The sequence below is a fragment of the Psychrobacter sp. UBA3483 genome (assembly GCF_002377905.1).
Lineage (GTDB): Bacteria > Pseudomonadota > Gammaproteobacteria > Pseudomonadales > Moraxellaceae > Psychrobacter.
Genome location: NZ_DFQS01000005.1, coordinates 1 through 19,138, shown reverse-complemented (window position 1 = coordinate 19,138; position 19,138 = coordinate 1). Strand labels below are relative to the sequence as shown.

Here is a 19,138-nt window from a genome sequence, read left to right as displayed (position 1 = left end):
CCAGTAGCGTTACATAGCATTCACTGTTATTTGTTGTCTGTTTTATATATAAATTAGTGTTATCTAAAAGCAGTTTGCGAGCTATTGCTAATATAATAATCTGCTTTTAATAATAGCCTAGCACCATAAAAAAACCCTTACTACCAAACGGTAATAAGGGCTTTTTTTAGTCATCGGATTATATTAGTTAATAACTAAATAATCTAGATGGGCAATTATGCGCTTTCAACCATAACATAACGACGGTTGAATTTACCTTTGGTCGCAAACTTTACCACACCGTCATTTAGTGCAAATAAAGTATGGTCACGACCCATACCAACGCCTTCGCCTGCGTGGAATTCTGTACCACGTTGACGAACGATGATGTTACCAGCTGTGATAGCTTGGCCACCAAAGATTTTTACGCCTAGCATTTTTGGGTTTGAATCACGACCGTTACGGCTCGAACCGGCAGCTTTTTTATGTGCCATGAGAAAATCTCCTTGTTAATGTGACTTATCGCTAATGCGACAACTCTTAAGCATTTAGTGCGCTATTTAGCAGTCATTGCTAAGTAAATAATTAGGCATTAATGGCTTTGATTTTTAACAAGGTATACCATTGGCGGTGACCTTGCTCTTTGTGATAATGCTTACGACGGTTGTGTTTGATGATACGGATTTTTTCGCCGCGACCATGCTCAACCACTTCAACTTCTACGCTAGCGCCTTCAACGACAGGTTGACCGATTTTGACAGTTTCACCGTCAACAACCATCAATACGTCTTCAAATTTGATTGTTTCGCCTTTTTCTGCTTTTAGTAATTCAACTTTTAAAAGCTCATCGACCACAACACGGTGCTGTTTACCACCAGTTTTGATTACTGCGTACATTGTCTGACTCCGTTTAACCCGTGTGCCGTGGCTGATGTTATATCAACGCTTCGATAACGAACACGACAGGGAAAAATTAAAGGCAAGATTTTACGGCTTTTTGCTCATAAAAGCAAGCCGCGCCTCTTGTTTTTGCGAGGTGGTAATAACAATCATATCGGTTGATATACTTCTCTAAAAAAGCGATCAATTTAATTGACAAAGCTAACGGCTACCGATGCTAAGACCAACTTTCTCTATTTAAGCATGTTATATCAAACGCGAATGGGTTAAAATCCAACAGCGGTTATTATAGCTTATATAATCAGTGACTTACAGTTTTTTTTAAATATAAACCTTATTAACCACTATTATCAATAAAATATTTCTAACATAAGCGCCTCATTAAAGAAATCTAACCAATTAACTTCTAAAAAAGCCAGAAATAAAATAAGCAATGCACTGCTATATGATAAGCACTGGCTTACTTTTTGCTATACTTAAATCAACCATTGACCCAGACAGCTATGCTATTATGCGTCAAACGCTAGCTTAACTATTATTTGCTTTAAGCATTATTATAAATAGACCGCTATCCAAACTCATTTTTCATTGGTATGACGACTTATTATGACCAGTAACTCTTTATCTAACGCCACTGTAACATCGACTACTCCCTTAAACGTTTTAACCACTACGCCAAGCTCTACCGATACGCTAAGCTATGCCGACATCCAAAGCATCGTTGCTGACGATTTTGAGATTATGGACAAGCAAGTCTTTGGTAGTTTGAACTCCAAAGTGAAACTGGTGATGAGCGTCTCACAGCATGTAATCAATGCTGGCGGCAAACGTATGCGCCCGCTGATTACTTTATTGTGCGCGCGTATGTTTAATGATGAGCCTTCACAGCAAGCGATGCATTTGGCAGCGATTACTGAGATGCTCCATACAGCAACTTTGGTACACGATGATGTGATTGATGAATCAGGTCAGCGCCGTGGTAAGCCAACGGCCAATGCCACTTGGGACAATGCCACTGCCGTGCTGGTCGGTGACTATTTAATTGCCCGCGCTTTTAATCTATTGGTTGGTTTTCAGAGCCTGCCCTTATTACAAGTATTCTCCGATGGCACCTGTGATATTGCCGAGGGCGAAGTCTTACAACTCCAACATCAGCATAATCCTGCAGCGACGGAGCAAGACTACCTAAATATCATCGATGGCAAAACCTCACGCTTATTTATGATGGCGACCCAAGGCGCTGCTATCTTGCAAAATAAAACCGAGCACCTGCAAGCGCTGGCTGATTTTGGTCAGCATTTCGGTAACGCTTTTCAAATCGTCGACGATGTACTTGATTATAGTGGCGATAGCGATGTGATGGGTAAAAACCTTGGCGATGACCTTGCCGAAGGCAAACCAACACTGCCTACTATTAAAGCGCTTGAGTTGTTAAAAGAAAGCGATAAAGCAGGCTATGAGCAATTACGCCTTGCGGTGCAAACGGGTAAAACCCCAAACGCTGAGCAGCTTATTGAGCTCGTCCGTCAATCAGGCTCACTTGAGTATTGTAAACAGCGCGCCTTGGAGGAAACCAAACTGGCGCAGCAAGCGCTTAGCAGCTTACCTGATAACCGCTATCGCCAAGGGCTATATCAGCTGACGGAACTTGCTAGCGCGCGTTTAGTGTAAATATTGCTATTTAATATATTATGGCTGCTTAACCTGTTTACGCAGCATGTTGTGGCTCAGAAATATTTTACTGTTTAATTTGTAGTTAAGTTTTACTTTATAATAACAAAATAAATGAAATCAGAAAATGAGGGCTGTGATAGGTACAGCTCTGTCATTTTCTGTCATTGTCTAGCGCTTTTTTTCGTTTCATATCTCTTACTTTTCCCTGAAATTTTAGCGTTCACGCTTAAGTATTGCTAAAACATCGTTTTTCTGTGCATGCCATTTTCTACTGTATTTTTATATGGTTTTCTTGCTACTATCTCTCAATCTATTTAAAAAAACAAAATTTAACAATATTTTGGCGCCGTATTCATTACGAATCTTACAAGGTATTTAGAACGTTACGCTTGTATTATCAATGGTTGTTAGACCTTTATCGAGATACAAGACATTTACAAGCTTGATAAGCGCCTTTTTGTGTCTTGACTGTGGGGTATACCCTATAGTTTATAATCATGCATTACTTTAAATCTGCTTATCCGATTGTTATGTGTTTAGTTATTATGTTATTTATTTAGTAATAAACCCATTAGCAGCGGTAAAGACATATTACGTTTCATATTTACTCCGTTAAGATTTATCCATAAACTTTTTTAAACTGTAATTATTATATGATATTTATATTGCCGAGGACATTGATGAAGCACTCTACTCTTGCGCTTGTAATAGCATCTGTACTATCTGGCGCTGTATTGGTCGGCTGTGATAAAAATGAGGACGCAGCTGGGGCAGCAGCGCAGCAGCAAATGCCACCTGCCGTCGTCAACGTTCAGACTGTCACTCTAGATACCGTACCTCAAGTACAAACCTTCGCTGGTCGTACGGCCGCCTACCAAACTGCCGACGTTCGCCCACAGGTGAATGGTATTATTGATGAGGTGTTGTTCCGTGAAGGCAGCAACGTCAAAAAAGATCAGCCTTTATATCGTATCAATACCGATAACTACGCGACGTCTATCACCAGTGGGCAGGCGGCGATTCAACAAGCTGAAGCCAACTATCAGACGGCGTTAGCAAATAATGCCAATGCCAAAGCTGAGCTGGTCAGTCGCCAAGCGTCTTTATCGCAAGCACAAAATGACTTAAATCGCTTGCAGGGTTTGATTGAAATTGACGCAATCTCAAAACAGCAATACGACCAAGCGGTTACCCAAGTTCGTACGGCGCAAGCAGCAGTCGAAAGTGCGCGTGCAGCTATCGGACAAACCGAAGCCGGTATTGAGAGTGCCAAAGCTGGCATCCAAACTGCCAAGGCAGGTTTACAAGCCAGTACACTAGATCTTAATCGTACTATCGTCCGTGCGCCGCTTGCAGGTCGTACTGATCGCTCTAGCGTGACGGCCGGTACCTTGGTCAGCGCCGGTCAACCAGATCCTTTAGTGACTATCGCGCGCCTAGATCCTATCTACGTCGATATCAGCCAGTCTTCATCTGAGCTGCTTAAATTACGCCAGCAAATCTCTGCTGGTAAAGCACAAGCGGGCATGAACTCGGTTGAGCTGGTGTTAGAAGATGGCTCAACTTATCCGGTACGCGGCGAGCTTGCGTTATCAGAAGCAAAAGTTGATGAGTCAACGGGTGCGGTGACCTTACGTGCGGTCTTCCCTAATAAAAACAATATCTTGTTGCCTGGTATGTATGTCAGTGCGCGCTTAACCCAAAGCGTCATAACTAACGCCGCTTTGGTACCACAAAGCGCCGTCATGCGGACACCAAAAAGTGAAACGCAAGTTTATATCGTTGACGAGAATAACAAAATCCAAGTACGTCCTGTCACTATTAATGGTACCTATAAAGGGCAATGGGTGGTCACAGACGGCCTACAAGCAGGGGATAAAGTGGTGGTTATCGGTGGTGCAAAAGTGAAGCCTGAGCAAGAGGTAGTCGCCAAACCATTACCAGATGCCAATGCAGCGCCTGCTAAGCCAGATGCACCTACTGCCCAAACGCCGCAGCAAGCTGCAAAAGCGATGGATAAGCCAGCTAGTAAAGATGCCGCTGCTAAAAAACCTGCAGAATCTACCGCTAACTAATTCCATTCAAAGATAGGAAGACTAGGGATATACTATGTCACGTTTTTTTATTAATCGCCCTATTTTTGCATGGGTGATGGCTATTTTGGTCATGCTCATCGGGGTGATATCGGTCATTAATTTGCCGATTGAGCAGTATCCACGTATTGCACCACCAACGATTTCGGTTAGCGCAAGCTATCCTGGTGCTAACGCTCAAACTGTTGAAGATTCCGTTGTGCAGATTATTGAACAACGTATGAAAGGTCTTGACGGTCTGATGTATATGTCATCGTCGAGTTCCTCAAACGGTGGCGCATCAGTAACCTTGACCTTTGAAAACGGTACTGATTCTGATACCGCACAGGTACAGGTACAGAATAAACTTCAAGCCGCCATGAGCTCATTACCTGAGTCGGTACAGCGTCAAGGCGTCAACGTCAATAAATCCTCTAGCAGCTTTTTAATGGTGCAAGGTTTTATTTCTGAAGACGGCAGCATGGATCGCGCGGATATCGCCGATTATGTCAACTCAAACGTTGTTGACCAGTTGAGCCGTGTCGAAGGTGTGGGTGAAGTGCAGGTGTTTGGTTCGGCTTATGCGATGCGTATCTGGCTTGACCCTTCTCTGTTGCGTAGCTATAACATGGTGCCATCTGATGTGGTGAACGCTGTACGCTCGCAAAACGCGCAGGTGTCTGCCGGTCAGCTAGGACAAGCGCCTGCTGATACCGACCAACAGGTTATCAACGCTACTGTTACGGTGCAAAGCTATCTACAAACCCCTGAAGAATTTGAAAACATTCTCTTAAAAACCGATACCTCTGGCGCAAAAGTTCGCTTAGGTGATGTTGCAAAAGTTGAAATTGGTAGTGAAAACTATAGTGTTATTTCACTATATAACGGTAATGAAGCAGCCGGTCTGGGTATCTCATTGGCCGGTGGTGCAAACGCGCTGGAAACTCGCGAAGCGGTTGGCGCACGTATGGCCGAGCTGGAAGCAAACTTCCCAGCGGGTCTGGTATCAGTCGTCCCTTATGACACCACGCCGTTTGTACGTTTGTCTATCGAGCAAGTGGTCAAGACGCTGATTGAAGCAATTGTCTTGGTATTTATCGTCATGTTCATTTTCTTACAGAACTGGCGTGCGACCATCATTCCGACCCTTGCCGTTCCTGTGGTTTTATTAGGTACCTTTGCGGTACTCTATATTGCAGGCTTTAGTATCAACGTCTTAACCATGTTTGCCATGGTACTGTCCATTGGTCTACTGGTCGATGACGCCATTGTGGTGGTAGAAAACGTCGAGCGTATTTTGGAGGAAGACCCTCATATCTCCATTAAAGACGCTACCCTACAATCGATGCGCGAGATTAGTAAAATCGTTATCGGTATTGCCTTGATTCTATCGGCGGTATTCGTACCGATGGCCTTCTTTGGTGGCTCAACTGGTGTGATTTATCGTCAGTTCTCAATCACCTTGATTACTGCCATGGTATTGTCGGCACTGGTCGCCCTTATCTTTACCCCTGCTCTGTGTGTGACCTTGCTCAAACGTAGCAAAAGCCATGACAAAGCCTCTACCGAAGAACAAAAAGGCTTCTTTGGTTGGTTTAACCGCTCTTTTTATAAAGTCAGCCGTAACTATGAAAATTCGGTTGGTAAAAGCTTTAAGTTTAAATGGTTATATTTAATTGGCTATGCTGCCATCATCGGTATTATGGCAGTGGTATTCTTACGTATCCCCGGCTCGTTCTTACCAGAAGAAGACCAAGGTATTATGTTTACCTTAGTTCAGCTTCCTGCTGGTGCGACGCTAAATGAAACGCAAGATGTACTCGATAAAGTCAGTAATTATTATGATACCCAAGAAGGTGATAATATTGCCTCCGTCTTTACCATTGCAGGTTTCAGTTTTGCTGGACAAGGGCAGAATATGGGACTGGCATTCGTACGTTTATCTGACTGGGCTGATCGTCCTGGTGCAGAAAACACGGCAAAAGCGGTGGCCGACCGCGCCATGGGTTACTTCTTTACCCAGTTAAATGAAGCCCAAGTATTCGCGATTGTACCGCCTGCGATTACCGAACTTGGTAACGCCAGTGGTTTTGATTTAATGATTCAGGATACCGGCAACCTTGGGCATGATGGGCTACTTGAAGCGCGTAATATGCTCCTCGGTATGGCGGCACAAAACGACAAAGTCGCAGGCGTCCGTCCAAACGGTCAAGAAGATGCCCCGCAGTTAAAAATTAATATCAATCAAGAACAAGCTGCTGCTTATGGGCTTTCATTGGGTAATATCAATAGCGTTATCTCTACCGCGTGGGGCTCAAGCTATATCAATGACTTCGTCGACCGTGGTCGTATTAAGCGGGTGTTTGTCCAAGGTGAGCCAAGTAGCCGAACCAATCCTGATGATATTGGTAAATGGTATGTCCGTAATGATTCGGGTGACATGATTTCATTTGATGCTTTCTCTAGTAGCGAATGGGAATCAGGCTCTCCGCGTCTGACCCGTTATAACAGCTTACCATCGATGAATATCCAAGGAAGCGCAGCGCCTGGTTTGAGTACGGGTGAAGCAATGAGCTCCATGGAAGCGATGATGCAAAAGCTACCTGAAGGTGTCGGCTATGAGTGGACAGGTATGTCACTTGAAGAGCAAAAGTCAGGTGCCCAAGCGCCGATGCTTTATGCCCTATCAATCTTAGTGGTATTCTTATGTCTAGCCGCTTTGTATGAAAGCTGGTCTATCCCCTTCTCTGTGCTATTGGTCATCCCACTTGGGGTACTAGGTGCGGTGATATTTACGTGGCTACGCGGCTTTAATAACGATATCTACTTGCAGGTTGGTCTACTGACGGTGGTTGGTCTATCGGCTAAAAACGCCATCTTGATTATCGAGTTTGCAAAGGAACACCAAGAAGAAGGCTATAGCCTAAAAGAGGCAGTTATGACCGCAGCGCGACAACGTCTGCGTCCGATTATTATGACCTCACTTGCCTTTGGACTCGGTGTTGTGCCATTATTCATCGCCACAGGTCCGGGCTCAGGTAGTCAAAACGCCATCGGTACCAGCGTGGTTGGTGGTGTTGTCACCGCAACTATTTTAGGTATCTTCTTTATTCCGATGTTCTATATTTGGGTACGTAGTATGTTCCCGCATAAATATGAGAATAACAAACCAAACGATAGAGATGATGGTAACGACGGCACACCTGGCCCGCAAAACCCAACGCCTTCTGACCCAATGCCTTCTGATAGTTATCAGCCTGCAAGCTTTGGAGATAATATACAATGAGTGCTCAAAAAACCTTTACCTTAAACTCAGCAGCGGTAGCCACTATAGCTACCACTGCCCAACCAGCGCTTGCAGTCCTGCGTAAAAATGGCGGTCGTTTAATCGGCCTCACCGCTTTAGCATTAAGCATGGCAGCTTGTAATACCATTCCAAAAGCGGATATGCGCCCTGTCCTTGCTGAGCCAAACGTTCCTATTGAACAAACCTACGGCGCGTTCGATAAAGAAACCGTCAGTAGCGCCAATCAAGCCAGTATTGCTGGGCAGCGCTGGCAGGAGTTTTACAGCGACGAACGCTTAAAAGGTCTGATTGCGTTAGGCTTAGAGAATAACAAAGACTTTGAAAGTGCACGTTTGGCCATTGAGAAAGCACGCGCGCAGTATCAAATTACCGATCTTAATGATCTGCCTAGAATTGATGGTAGCGGTGGTTACACGCGCCAAGCGCAAAATAGTCGCGATAAAAACCCTAACAGCTCATATAACGTCAACCTTGGTCTTGCTAACTATGAGTTAGATTTTTGGGGTAAAATTTCTAGTCTAAAAGAGCAGGCGTTACAAAACTTTTTAGCGACTACCGCAGCCAAAGACACCACTCAAATCAGCCTGATTAGTAATATCGCTCAAAGCTATGCCAATTTAAGCTATAGCCTTGCGCAGTTAAAACTGGCTGAAGCGACGGTCGAAAGCCGTGAAAAGTCTCTATTTATCGCTGATAAACGCTTTGAAGCTGGTATTGACCCTAAACTGCCATCGCTGCAAGCCAGTGCGTCATTAGAAAATGCCAGACTTGCCGTTTTACAGGCACAGAGCAGTATTTTAAGATCGCGTAATGCGCTGCAGTTTTTGGTCGGTGGCCCCATTCCAACCAATCTTATTCCAGCCCCTGCTGTTAGCAATATCACAAGCCAGCAGATATTCAGCGCCGGCTTACCAAGTGAATTGCTCCGCTATCGCCCTGATGTATTGGAAGCAGAATACAATCTAAAAGCGGCTGGTGCCAATATTGAAGTGGCGCGCGCCTCTTACTTCCCGTCTATCAGCCTAGCCAGTAGCGTGGGCGTGAGTAGCGGCAGTTTAGATGATTTATTTAAGAGTGGTTCAGTTGGCTGGTCATTTGGTCCAAGCATTAGCGTGCCTATCTTTGATGCGGGCCGCTTAGATGCCAATTATGATGTGGCGAAAATTGAGCGCGAACAGACGCTAGCAAACTACGAGCGCTCTATCCAAACCGCGTTCCGTGAAGTATCAGACGTCTTAGCGACACGAGCGACATTGGGCGACCAACTGGCCGCGCAGTACCGTTTGCAAGATAACTTTGAACAAACGTATCAGATTGCCGATGCGCGCTTTAAAGCGGGTATTGCCAACTACCTAGATGTACTCGATGCGCAACGCTCATTGTTCTCAACGCAGCAAGGTATCTTGGACTTAGAGTTACAAAAAATCATCAGCCAAGTTGAGCTCTACCAAGTGCTAGGCGGCGGTGCCAACCTTGATGTGCCAACCGTCATTCCTGTACCGCATAAAAACTTGGTGCAATTGGTCAATCTACCGGCCAATAGCAATAAAGCCAAAGCAGTCGATGCCATCGAAGCGGCCAGCTCTGCTCGCGTGGCTTCTGCACAAGAAGCGCAAGCGATTAAGCAGGCACAACCAATAGAGAAAGCAACTTTTAACCCAACGGCTGTTGTCGATGTCAATAATGATGGCAAAACGGACGCTGCTGTAGGCGTGGTCACTGAACAGACCATTACGAAAGAAGCCAAGGTTGAACCAGTGCCGGTCACGCAGATTAATGAGCGTTAAGCAACTCTAGAGGCTGCGGGAAACCTTTCCTCACCTTGATAGTCGATAACAACAATCAGCCCTACCGACTTGGTAGGGCTTTTTGCTTTCGATAGCGACTATTGGTTATAGTAGTGCCAGTTATCGTACAACATTATACCAACGACCTTTTTATTCTCTTAACCATACCAATCTTATAAAAACCAGTCTTAAAACAGCTGTTTCCATGAAGCTGATAAATAACCATGCTTAACAACAAATAAGGAAAAGTCATGACTTATACTTTTAACCGTCAATTCCCTGAAACCCGTCTACGTCGTTTGCGTTATAACGATAACGTGCGGTCGATGATTCGTGAAGTTGAGCTGCATCCCAAGCATTTTATCGCCCCTGTTTTTGTCTTAGAGGGCGAAAACAAACGTGAAGCAATCGCTAGCATGCCAGGCGTTGAGCGCCTATCGATTGATCTGCTGATTCATTATGCCAAAGAATTATTAGCAGAGGGTGTCACCACTATCGATATCTTTCCTGTCATTGATAATTCATTAAAAACCCCTGATGGCAAATCGGCTTATGATGAAAATGGCTTAAGCGCGCGCGCCGTCAAAGCAGTCAAAGATGCCGTACCAGAAATGGTGGTGATGACCGATGTGGCGCTAGACCCTTATACTTCACACGGTCAAGACGGCCTGCTCGATGACAGCGGCTATGTGGTCAATGACGAAACCGTCGAAGTCTTGGTCAAGCAAGCGCTTGTACATGCCCGCGCAGGCGCTGATATCATCTCGCCAAGTGATATGATGGATGGCCGTATCAAAGCCATGCGTGATGCCTTTGAAGCCGAAGGCTTTGTCAACACCGCTATCATGGCCTACTCTGCCAAATATGCTTCTGCTTACTACGGTCCGTTCCGTGATGCCGTTGGCAGTGCTGGCAACTTAAAAGGCGGTCATAAAAAGCAGTATCAGATGGACTTTGGCAACCGCGCCGAAGCACTGCACGAAGTTGCCATGGATATCAATGAGGGCGCTGACATGGTGATGATTAAACCTGGTCAGCCATATTTAGACCTAATTCGTGAAGTTAAAAACACCTTTGGCGTACCGACTTTTGCGTATCAAGTGTCTGGTGAATACGCAATGCATATGGCTGCTATTCAAAACGGCTGGCTAACAGATGCGGTAATTTTGGAATCCTTGATTGGTTTCCGCCGTGCCGGCGCTGATGGCATTTTGACGTATTTCGCCCTAGAAGCTGCGCGTCAGTTGAATAACGCTTAATATAGATTAAATCGTTTTATACAAAGAACCGCGCCAGCTTATATATTAGCTAGCGCGGTTTTTTCTTAGCTTAATTTAAAAAGCTCAATAAAAGCTAGAAACGCGTACGGTCATGAGGTTCGTTAAAGTCAAGCAGCGGACCGACGGGGATAATACGCGTGGGATTGATATTGGCATGACTGGTGTAATAATGCGCCTTGATATGCTCGATACTGACCGTCTCGGCGATACCGGGCACCTGATACAAATCACGCAGATAACCCCAAAGGTTGGGATAATCAACAATACGGCGGATATTACATTTAAAATGCCCAACATATACTGCATCAAAGCGCACCAGCGTGGTAAATAAGCGCCAATCTGCCTCAGTAATTGTATCGCCAAGCAAGTAACGCTGGTCTGCCAAACGCACCTCTAACGTATCTAGGGCATTAAATAACGTTACTACCGCTTCTTTATAAGCAGCTTCGGTCGTGGCAAATCCTGCTTTATACACGCCGTTATTGACTGCTGAATAAACAAACTCATTGACCGTATCGATTTCTGCAAGCAACGCTTTTGGTAAAAAATTAACGTCCGTCGCCCCTACTTCATCGAAAGCAGAATTTAACATCCGAATGATTTCAGAGGATTCATTGCTGACGATGGTATTGGTTTTTTTGTCCCATAATATTGGCACTGTGACGCGTCCGGTATAATCAGGCTTGGCAGCGACATATACTTCATATAAATAGCTCGCATTGGCAATAGGGTCAGCAATCACGCCAGCACCTTCTGCAAACGTCCAACCTTTATCGCCCATAAAGGGATGCACGACAGACAGCGAAATCATGTCTTCCAAGCCTTTTAATTTGCGATAAATCGTGGTGCGATGCGCCCACGGACAAGCAAGCGACACATATAAATGATAGCGATTGGCTTCGGCTTTAAAGCCACCCACGCCGGTTGGGCCTGCGCTACCGTCCGCTGTTACCCAGTTTCTAAAACCAGCATCTTCGCGTACAAAGCGTCCACCGCTCGCCTCGGTGTCATACCACTTATCTTGCCATTGACCATCGACCAGTAAGCCCATGTTTTGCTCCTATTTATTTTAGTTTTAAATGAATGGATACTAAAAACGACTGCTAGCAAACAATCCACCTTGAATGATTGCCATCGTCATCGTTATCTAGCTTTAAGAGTTATAGTAACATTTCTATGTTGCCTAGCCATTAAGCTTTGTTTGTTTCTCAAACAAAGCTTTTGGAGGATTCTTTAGAAAAAAGTAGTCATAAACTTTAAAGATAAAGAGCTTATTTTGAACTGCCTATAGTGGCTCTTTTAGAAAACACATTGGCAAGCGCACACGCAATCGTTAACGACAGTAACATTGAGACTAAAGTATGACTAAAAAAATGATCGCCAAAGAGCATTTTATATAATCCCATTGTCCAGCCTAAGACCGTTACTATTTCAAAGACTCTATAGCGATACTGCTGCAAAGAAGGCAAAAATGCCAAACCATATAAAGAAAACCCAGCACTAGCATGCGCAGCGGGAAAACATTTGGCAGGCGTTTGCGCCACTATATTTTGCCAAAGGTTAAGATAATCAAAGCTGCCTCCAAATAGCGTTAAATGATTGGGGCAACTAACATGCGTGATAGCTTTTAATAAGCCAATGGTAGAAGGGACGAGGATAAGAACCGTCAACAGGTAGCTGATTTCACGAACTGAAAAGGGCATAATAAATTTATTAAACTGACCATTATTGACGATAGTAGAATGGTTTGAAAGGTTTGTAGATTTGATGGCTAATACAGCGAACAAATAGATAGCCAATAAAATCAATAGCGCTTTTGGGCCATCATAAAAGATAAACGCATAAGGCTGAGCGCCTTTTTCTAAAAACCACTGCCCATTTGCATAAAAAAGCGCACTAATACGAACATCAAGCTGGCTATGCTCAAACACCAAAGTAGCAACAACCGTTAAGCAAAATAGTTTCAGCCATACCAAATTAGAGGCATTATTTTTAAGGCCGTTGTTTTTAGAGGTATTGTTTTCTAAAATCATTTAAGACATCCTGCGTAACCGCTAAACCTAAAAAAGCATCAATATCTTTTATTATTAAAGGTTTGATAACGCCAGTAACCACAAAATCACCAGCAGCAGTAACGCTAAAGACTGGGCAGCGGAGCCGGTATCTTTGGCTATTTTGGCCAACGGATGCTGTTCGGTTGACGTATGGTCGACACTCGCTTCAATAGCTGTATTGATAAGCTCAACGATAAGAGATAAAAAAGAGGCGGTTACAAGCAGCATTTTGCTAGCGACGCCAAAGGGTATCAATGTAATAACCATCAGCAATGCAAGATTCAGCCATACCACTTGTCTAAAGGCGGCTTCAAACTTATAAGCGGCTTTAAAGCCCTCTATAGAGTAGCCCGTCGCCTTTAAAAGACGAGCTAGCCCTTTTTTACCTTTCACCTTACTCGCAAAATTGTCAGGTGGCAGTAACTCAGAAGCGTTTATTGGATCGTTGCCGTCATGGCTTAGCGGTTCATTGTCAGGAGACGTAGATTTGATGGTGCTCATATTGATGGCTTTATACTCATTATCGTGTAACTACGGAACTGATTGTTAGAAACTTAAACAATCAACCATTAGCAAAATCAGCAGGGTTTGAGTATAAGTGATGAGACGTTAAGAAAGCGTTAAGAGGATATAAACCAGAGACTGCATAAGCAAAAGGGACTATTAAGCAGATGGTTAATAAACGTTATCTATAATAAATACTAAATATACTACCGTCTGAGCCGTTTAACGTATTGGCTTGATGGGTTAATTGCCAATCCATATGGCTCATGATACGTTGGACAATGCTAAGTCCTAAGCCACTGCCTTCTACTTTATAACTGGAGTAGCCTGTTGACAGCGCTTCTTTGTCCCATGGCTTGTCTGCATTGTGCTGCTCAAAACGCTCAAACCTTTCGTACAGTAATGGCATCATATCCTCAGCGATGCCCAAACCCGTATCACTAACGGTTATCTTTTGAGCGTCTATAGTAATAATCACTTCGCCATTATCGGTATACTGAAACGCATTTTTTATTAAATTCCCCAGCGCCATCTTTAGCAGCTCAGGTCTGACGTAGGCGAAATATTCTTGCTCAGCGACTAAGCTGCAAGTGACGGTTTTATAACGGAGTAAATATTTTAGCCGCTCAATTTCACTGATAGCGATGGTGTTTATAGAAGTTTGCGGCGCGTCCAGTTTTTCAGGCGCACGCGACAGTAATAATAACGCACTAATAATTTCGGAGGTTTCTTTTGCGGTATTACTGATACGATTGGCAAATTCGCTCAAATATCTGTCGTTTTCTAATTGAGAAGCCAACACCTCTGACGCCCCCATAATAATCGTTAACGGTGTACGCAGCTCATGGCTGACATCGCCGGTAAACAGTTGCTCTCGTTTTAGGTATTGCTCCAATGTTTTGTTTTTCTCGTCAATAGTGCGTGCCAATACACCGACTTCAGAGGGCAGATGGGTCAACTCGGTTAAGTTTTGATGATCGGTTTCTACCGCTTTTTTTAAATCTAATAAAGGCTTGGTGATTTGCTTGGCGGTTAATTGCGAAAATATGGCGGCGATAAGTAGACTGAGAATAACCGCCACCCTTAACGCATTGGCAAAGATATCTTCTAAATGCTCAAAGATAGCAAGCACAGGGTAATTGCCCATCACCATCTCATCATTTTCGAGATAAGTGAGGATGTAGTCTTGCTGGTCTTGTTGATAAAAGAAAAAATGCAGATTGGTATCGGTTGTCCCTGTCGCCGTCTCAATCGTCATCGGTTTTTCTTGCGGGGTGTCGGTTGCCAAAGCTTTTAAATCGTTGGGCGCATTCGCATAGCGATAAATGGTGATACCAGGTTCTGCGTGATACACGCCCTGCTCGCCATCTTTTTCTTGGCTAAGCTCTAACTGCTGTAATAAACGCGCTTTGACCAGCTCTTGCTCCATTCTCACTTCAGCATACATAAAAATACTGACGAAAGCGCTGCAAAGCAATATCGCAAACACGAAATAAGACAGGCGGAATTTATTGGTGATTGAGTCGATACTAAACATAGCGTTTACTTCGTCGTAGAAGGCGTTAGAAAAGCTGAGAATGACTATAATACCAGCGGCTTATCATTGAGTTAAGCCGTTCACTCATCCTCAAATAATTTATCACTTATTAGGATCTATAATCTGATAACCAACACCTGGTACCGTGACTATCACCGGTGTGACAAATGGCTTGTCGACTTGGACGCGCACGCCATGCAAGTGAGTGCGCAAGGCATCACTACTTGGAATATCCTCACCCCATACTTTTTCCTCTAGCTCGTTTTTACTGACGACGCGTGGCGACGCGCTCATGAGTATATTTAAAATTTTAAACCCAGTGGGTGTCAGCTTAAGCACGCTACCTGCACGTATCACTTTATGCTCGCTCGCATTAAGCGTGACGTCACCAACCGTTATACTATGCTCAAAGTATTCGTCTTGCTGTCGGCGGATTAACGCTTTGATACGTAATTCTAATTCAACGAGTGAAAAAGGCTTGACCAAATAATCATCAGCCCCACTATCAAAACCTGCGACTTTATCCAAAATCGTATCACGGGCCGTAAGCATAAGAATCGGCGTTTTATTATGCCACTCTTCGCGTAGGGTTTTACATAGTTTTGTGCCATCCATCCCCGGTAGCATCACATCTAATAGAATAACGTCATAACGATTATTCGCGGCCAGCGCCAAGCCGCTAATGCCATTATGGGCGTTATCTAGCTCAAAACCTTTAGGCTCAAAAAAAGCGTAGATATTGGCAACGATATCAGGGTTATCTTCAATAATAAGTATCTTATACATAGACTGTCTCAGCCATAAATACTATCTCTACTTGGGTTAATCCGCTTAAGGAGCGGTTTTAAAAAAGGTTGGCGCGCCCGCGACTTCGTCCGTTGTAATATTAAAAAAGTTAAGTAACGTCGGGGTAATAAAATCATGTGATACAGGCTGATTAATTACCTTAAGAAGGCTGTTTTTGTCAATGCTGTTGCTAGCAGGCGACCAAATAATAACGGGTACTTGCTTTTGAGAATCGGGCGCAATAGCATACGGCAAACCGTGCAAGTAGATATTGTTTTCGCCTAAACTCTCGCCGTGATCGCTGATATATACCATGACCACATCATAATCTTGTTCATATGCTTTTAGCGTATCAATCACGTTATGTAAAAAATAATCGGTATAACGAATGGCATTATCATAACCGTTAATCACAGATTGATTGTCGCATTTAGATAGCTCGTTGGTCATACACACAGGTTTGAATTCCTCAAACGCTTCAGGGTAACGCTTAAAGTAAGCGGGACCATGATTACCCATTTGATGCAATAAAATAAGCGTGTCTCTCGCTTTAGGAGAGGCTTTATTTGAACCTTTAGTAGGCGCGTCTGGCTTTACCAGCTTATCAAAGTCATCAAGCATACCGATATCGCGGCATTCGCTATCGCAATTTGGATTGGTTGTAGAGGTTTTGAAGTCCTCAAACGTGACTCTATCTGCAACGCCTTTAGAGCTGGAATTATTGTCGCGCCAAACGACATTAACGCCCTGTTTATATAAGGTATCAAGGACGTTTTCATTATAATCCGCATGCTCTACCTCAAAACTATCTCGATTGGCATAGCTGAACATACACGGCACTGAATAAGCGGTTGAAGTTCCACAAGAGGCAGCCTGTTTAAAGCTATAAAGGTTGTCTTGCTTAGCCAATAATGGCGTGGTGTTACGCACATAACCGTTTAAACCAAAATGATCCGCACGTGCGGTTTCTCCTACTACAAATACCATAAGCTTAGGTTTCGCCGCTTTACTACTGGCGGCACTGCGTTTGGCATCTGTCGCGTGCAGCAATAGCGTATCAGGACGGCGCAATGCATCGACGTAATCGCTACTTAATTTGACGACAGAGTAGATAGAGGTAATCGGATTGACGTAACTGCGCACCATTTTATGTTGACGAAAAAAAGTAGCGTATTGATCGCCAAATGGCAGTAAACACACCGCCATTAAGACTACAGAGAGAAAGAGAGCAACCGCCCTTTGCCATAAAGCACGACGTAAAGGAGTGCGCTTGATACGAATTTTGGCGATAATAACAGCAGGTATCACGCCCAATATCAGTAACCGAATAAAAAAACTTAACGACATCAGCCCCATTGCTTCTTGTTGATCGGTCTGTAAACCATTGATTAGCATACTACGATCAAATATCGTGCCGTAAGCGTCAGTGAAATAACCGCATATCGCTGCTATCATCAGCATAGTGATGAGCAGGGGTTTGGCCATAGGCCGATAACATAACAACTGCAATACTAGCCACATTAGACCTGATAATAAGCCAGTGATAGAAATTATAAAGCCTATATCACTACGAATAGGATAAATGCTTAGCACTTGCGCAAAAAAACTGACATTGGCAGTGGCGACTAAGTAGAGCGCTACAACTATCATCAAATAGTGTAGATTAATCTCATGATGCGCAATATTGCTAAGATATCTTTGCTTGATTTTGGCTTTCGTAATGTCAGCGCTAAGTGCTTGTGAAGTGAACATAGACGGGTTTCTCAACAGGGTGATAAGAAATGGGATTTCTTACCATACCAATTATGCTGTTAAGAAGATGTTAAGGCAGTTCTGAACCGCCCCGACTATATCGGAGGCTGATCTACTTGAGTCAGGCAGCAATGCCCGACAGGGTCAAATTATCATAATACCGCTTTTCAAAATCAAAAGGTGACACATAACCAATTGTACTATGCAGTCGTGTTTTATTAAACCAATCCACCCACTCAAGGGTTGCCAGTTCAACATCATTAACGCCAGTCCAGTTCTCCTTTAAATAGTCAATTACCTCAGATTTATAGAGTCCATTGACCGGTTCAGCCAATGCATTGTCGTATGAATCGCCTGTGGTACCGACAGAAGCAATCATACCGCAGTCAGCCATCTTATCGGTGTAGCGAATGGATAAGTACTGAAAGCCACGATCACTGTGATGAATCACATCTTTGGGATGGTTTCTATCCGCTATTGCTTGGTTTAATGCCGCCATCACCATATCGGTGTTCATGCGATTCGATACCTTCCAGCCCACAATAGCACGAGCAAACACATCAATAATAAAAGCAGTATATACCCAGCCACTCAATGTCTTAATATAGGTAAAGTCAGCCACCCATAGCTGATTGGGTTGACGTGCATTAAAGTTACGATTCACCAAGTCATCAGCGCGCTTTTGGTCGTCACGGCTGTTGGTGGTGATTTTGCCCTTACCACGCCAGACACCTTGTAAGCCATGCTGTCTCATTAATCGCTCTACGGTGCAACGAGCCACATGAATACCATCCGCCTTCATCTGCTGCCAGACTTTACGAACACCGTAACGGCACTTGCTGTCCTGCCAAATATGTTTGATTTCACTGATATAGTAGTCGTCATGCTGACTTCGTAATGAGCGCTTCTCAGGACAGCCCTCTAAGTCTTTAGCACCATAATAGGTTGATGGGGCAATTGGTAGGACTCTACAAATTGACTCGATCCCGTATTGATATTTATACTCATCGATAAACCTAACCATTGTCTTAGTCAGCGGTCGAGCTCCGCTTGGGCGAAAAAAGCGGCAGCCTTTCTGATGATTTCATTAGCCTGCTTAAGCTCTTTATTCTCGCGTTCAAGCTCTTTGATGCGCTCTTTGTCGCTTTGCGCTTGCACTGAGGCAGGAATAGTTTGATCAATGTGTTTTTTATGCCATGATCGCAGTGTCTCAGGCGTACAGCCAATCTTTGACGCTATGGCTTGAATAGCTGACCATGTGGAAGGATATTCGTTTGCTGCTTCTATCAGCATACGAACGGCGCGTTCTTTGATCTCAGGAGTGTAGGTTTGTCTTTTCATTGTCGTATTCTCTCAGAATATTAAGTCTCCGACAATCCCGGGGCGGTTCACCTCACTAAGATACCGAGCCCGTTAAAGCACCTGATTGCAAAGTCATAGGTGTGGCGTAAAATATTGAAAATATTAATCAATGCTGTTGATGTCTCTACTTATGACAAGAATTAT

General features: G+C 43.9%; 14 protein-coding genes and 1 other annotated feature. Of the genes, 5 read left to right on the top strand and 9 right to left on the bottom strand.

Features of this window, described 5'->3' with window-relative positions:
• Positions 1 to 215: 215 nt before the first annotated feature.
• Positions 216 to 473: a 50S ribosomal protein L27 gene (gene rpmA / locus B2866_RS00840; RefSeq protein WP_055123782.1), complete on the bottom strand. Its 258-nt coding sequence runs from the start codon at positions 471 to 473 to the stop codon at positions 216 to 218.
• 91 nt (positions 474 to 564) lie between these two features.
• Positions 565 to 876, bottom strand: a complete 312-nt coding sequence (gene rplU, locus B2866_RS00835) for a 50S ribosomal protein L21 (protein WP_144297745.1) — start codon at positions 874 to 876, stop codon at positions 565 to 567.
• A 744-nt stretch (positions 877 to 1,620) separates the two neighbouring features.
• Between rplU and B2866_RS00830 the strand changes: the two genes are divergently transcribed.
• The 5 genes from B2866_RS00830 (at position 1,621) to hemB (ending at position 10,978) form a co-directional block, all read left to right on the top strand.
• A complete protein-coding gene (locus B2866_RS00830; protein ID WP_296189979.1) occupies positions 1,621 to 2,550 on the top strand; it encodes a polyprenyl synthetase family protein in 930 nt (309 codons plus the stop codon).
• A 683-nt stretch (positions 2,551 to 3,233) separates the two neighbouring features.
• On the top strand, positions 3,234 to 4,628 hold the full coding sequence (locus tag B2866_RS00825; protein ID WP_296189623.1) for an efflux RND transporter periplasmic adaptor subunit: 1,395 nt from the start codon (positions 3,234 to 3,236) through the stop codon (positions 4,626 to 4,628).
• A gap of 34 nt (positions 4,629 to 4,662) precedes the next feature.
• On the top strand, positions 4,663 to 7,911 hold the full coding sequence (locus B2866_RS00820) for an efflux RND transporter permease subunit (protein WP_296189620.1): 3,249 nt from the start codon (positions 4,663 to 4,665) through the stop codon (positions 7,909 to 7,911).
• The gene (locus tag B2866_RS00815) at positions 7,908 to 9,719 is read left to right on the top strand and encodes an efflux transporter outer membrane subunit (RefSeq protein WP_296189618.1); all 1,812 of its coding nucleotides are present in this window, start codon (positions 7,908 to 7,910) and stop codon (positions 9,717 to 9,719) included. Before B2866_RS00820 ends, B2866_RS00815 begins: the two co-directional genes overlap by 4 nt.
• Before the next feature lie 251 nt (positions 9,720 to 9,970).
• Complete coding sequence (gene hemB / locus B2866_RS00810; RefSeq protein ID WP_296189615.1) at positions 9,971 to 10,978, top strand: porphobilinogen synthase; 1,008 nt, start codon at positions 9,971 to 9,973, stop codon at positions 10,976 to 10,978.
• A 94-nt stretch (positions 10,979 to 11,072) separates the two neighbouring features.
• On the opposite strand, the gene B2866_RS00805 is transcribed toward hemB, so the two are convergent.
• The 7 genes from B2866_RS00805 to B2866_RS00775 form a co-directional block, all read right to left on the bottom strand.
• A complete protein-coding gene (locus B2866_RS00805; protein ID WP_296189613.1) occupies positions 11,073 to 12,050 on the bottom strand; it encodes a glutathione S-transferase family protein in 978 nt (325 codons plus the stop codon).
• Between the two features lie 220 nt (positions 12,051 to 12,270).
• A complete protein-coding gene (locus B2866_RS00800; protein WP_296189610.1) occupies positions 12,271 to 13,032 on the bottom strand; it encodes a PAP2 family lipid A phosphatase in 762 nt (253 codons plus the stop codon).
• A 54-nt stretch (positions 13,033 to 13,086) separates the two neighbouring features.
• The gene (locus B2866_RS00795) at positions 13,087 to 13,554 is read right to left on the bottom strand and encodes a diacylglycerol kinase (RefSeq protein ID WP_082894329.1); all 468 of its coding nucleotides are present in this window, start codon (positions 13,552 to 13,554) and stop codon (positions 13,087 to 13,089) included.
• Positions 13,555 to 13,738: 184 nt separating this feature from the next.
• The gene (locus B2866_RS00790; protein WP_296189605.1) at positions 13,739 to 15,094 is read right to left on the bottom strand and encodes a sensor histidine kinase; all 1,356 of its coding nucleotides are present in this window, start codon (positions 15,092 to 15,094) and stop codon (positions 13,739 to 13,741) included.
• 102 nt (positions 15,095 to 15,196) lie between these two features.
• Entirely contained in the window at positions 15,197 to 15,880 is a 684-nt protein-coding gene (locus tag B2866_RS00785; protein ID WP_068406041.1) for a response regulator transcription factor, read from the bottom strand.
• A gap of 45 nt (positions 15,881 to 15,925) precedes the next feature.
• Complete coding sequence (locus B2866_RS00780; RefSeq protein ID WP_296189595.1) at positions 15,926 to 17,632, bottom strand: phosphoethanolamine transferase; 1,707 nt, start codon at positions 17,630 to 17,632, stop codon at positions 15,926 to 15,928.
• A gap of 121 nt (positions 17,633 to 17,753) precedes the next feature.
• Positions 17,754 to 18,973, bottom strand: a protein-coding gene (locus B2866_RS00775) for an IS3 family transposase (protein ID WP_409520824.1) whose coding sequence is annotated in 2 segments (ribosomal slippage) — positions 17,754 to 18,697 and positions 18,697 to 18,973 — 1,221 coding nt in all. Because the reading frame shifts where the segments join, the coding sequence is not laid out codon by codon here.
• Positions 18,582 to 18,698, bottom strand: a sequence feature (AL1L pseudoknot). (Overlaps the previous gene by 117 nt.)
• Positions 18,974 to 19,138: the final 165 nt, after the last annotated feature.

What these genes read in the sequence shown, in the direction of transcription:
- rpmA (WP_055123782.1), bottom strand. Translation starts at nt 473, where the DNA reads ATGGCACATAAAAAAGCTGCCGGTTCGAGCCGTAACGGTCGTGATTCA.
- rplU (WP_144297745.1), bottom strand. Translation starts at nt 876, where the DNA reads ATGTACGCAGTAATCAAAACTGGTGGTAAACAGCACCGTGTTGTGGTC.
- B2866_RS00830 (WP_296189979.1), top strand. Translation starts at nt 1,621, where the DNA reads ATGGACAAGCAAGTCTTTGGTAGTTTGAACTCCAAAGTGAAACTGGTG.
- B2866_RS00825 (WP_296189623.1), top strand. Translation starts at nt 3,234, where the DNA reads ATGAAGCACTCTACTCTTGCGCTTGTAATAGCATCTGTACTATCTGGC.
- B2866_RS00820 (WP_296189620.1), top strand. Translation starts at nt 4,663, where the DNA reads ATGTCACGTTTTTTTATTAATCGCCCTATTTTTGCATGGGTGATGGCT.
- B2866_RS00815 (WP_296189618.1), top strand. Translation starts at nt 7,908, where the DNA reads ATGAGTGCTCAAAAAACCTTTACCTTAAACTCAGCAGCGGTAGCCACT.
- hemB (WP_296189615.1), top strand. Translation starts at nt 9,971, where the DNA reads ATGACTTATACTTTTAACCGTCAATTCCCTGAAACCCGTCTACGTCGT.
- B2866_RS00805 (WP_296189613.1), bottom strand. Translation starts at nt 12,050, where the DNA reads ATGGGCTTACTGGTCGATGGTCAATGGCAAGATAAGTGGTATGACACC.
- B2866_RS00800 (WP_296189610.1), bottom strand. Translation starts at nt 13,032, where the DNA reads ATGATTTTAGAAAACAATACCTCTAAAAACAACGGCCTTAAAAATAAT.
- B2866_RS00795 (WP_082894329.1), bottom strand. Translation starts at nt 13,554, where the DNA reads ATGAGCACCATCAAATCTACGTCTCCTGACAATGAACCGCTAAGCCAT.
- B2866_RS00790 (WP_296189605.1), bottom strand. Translation starts at nt 15,094, where the DNA reads ATGTTTAGTATCGACTCAATCACCAATAAATTCCGCCTGTCTTATTTC.
- B2866_RS00785 (WP_068406041.1), bottom strand. Translation starts at nt 15,880, where the DNA reads ATGTATAAGATACTTATTATTGAAGATAACCCTGATATCGTTGCCAAT.
- B2866_RS00780 (WP_296189595.1), bottom strand. Translation starts at nt 17,632, where the DNA reads ATGTTCACTTCACAAGCACTTAGCGCTGACATTACGAAAGCCAAAATC.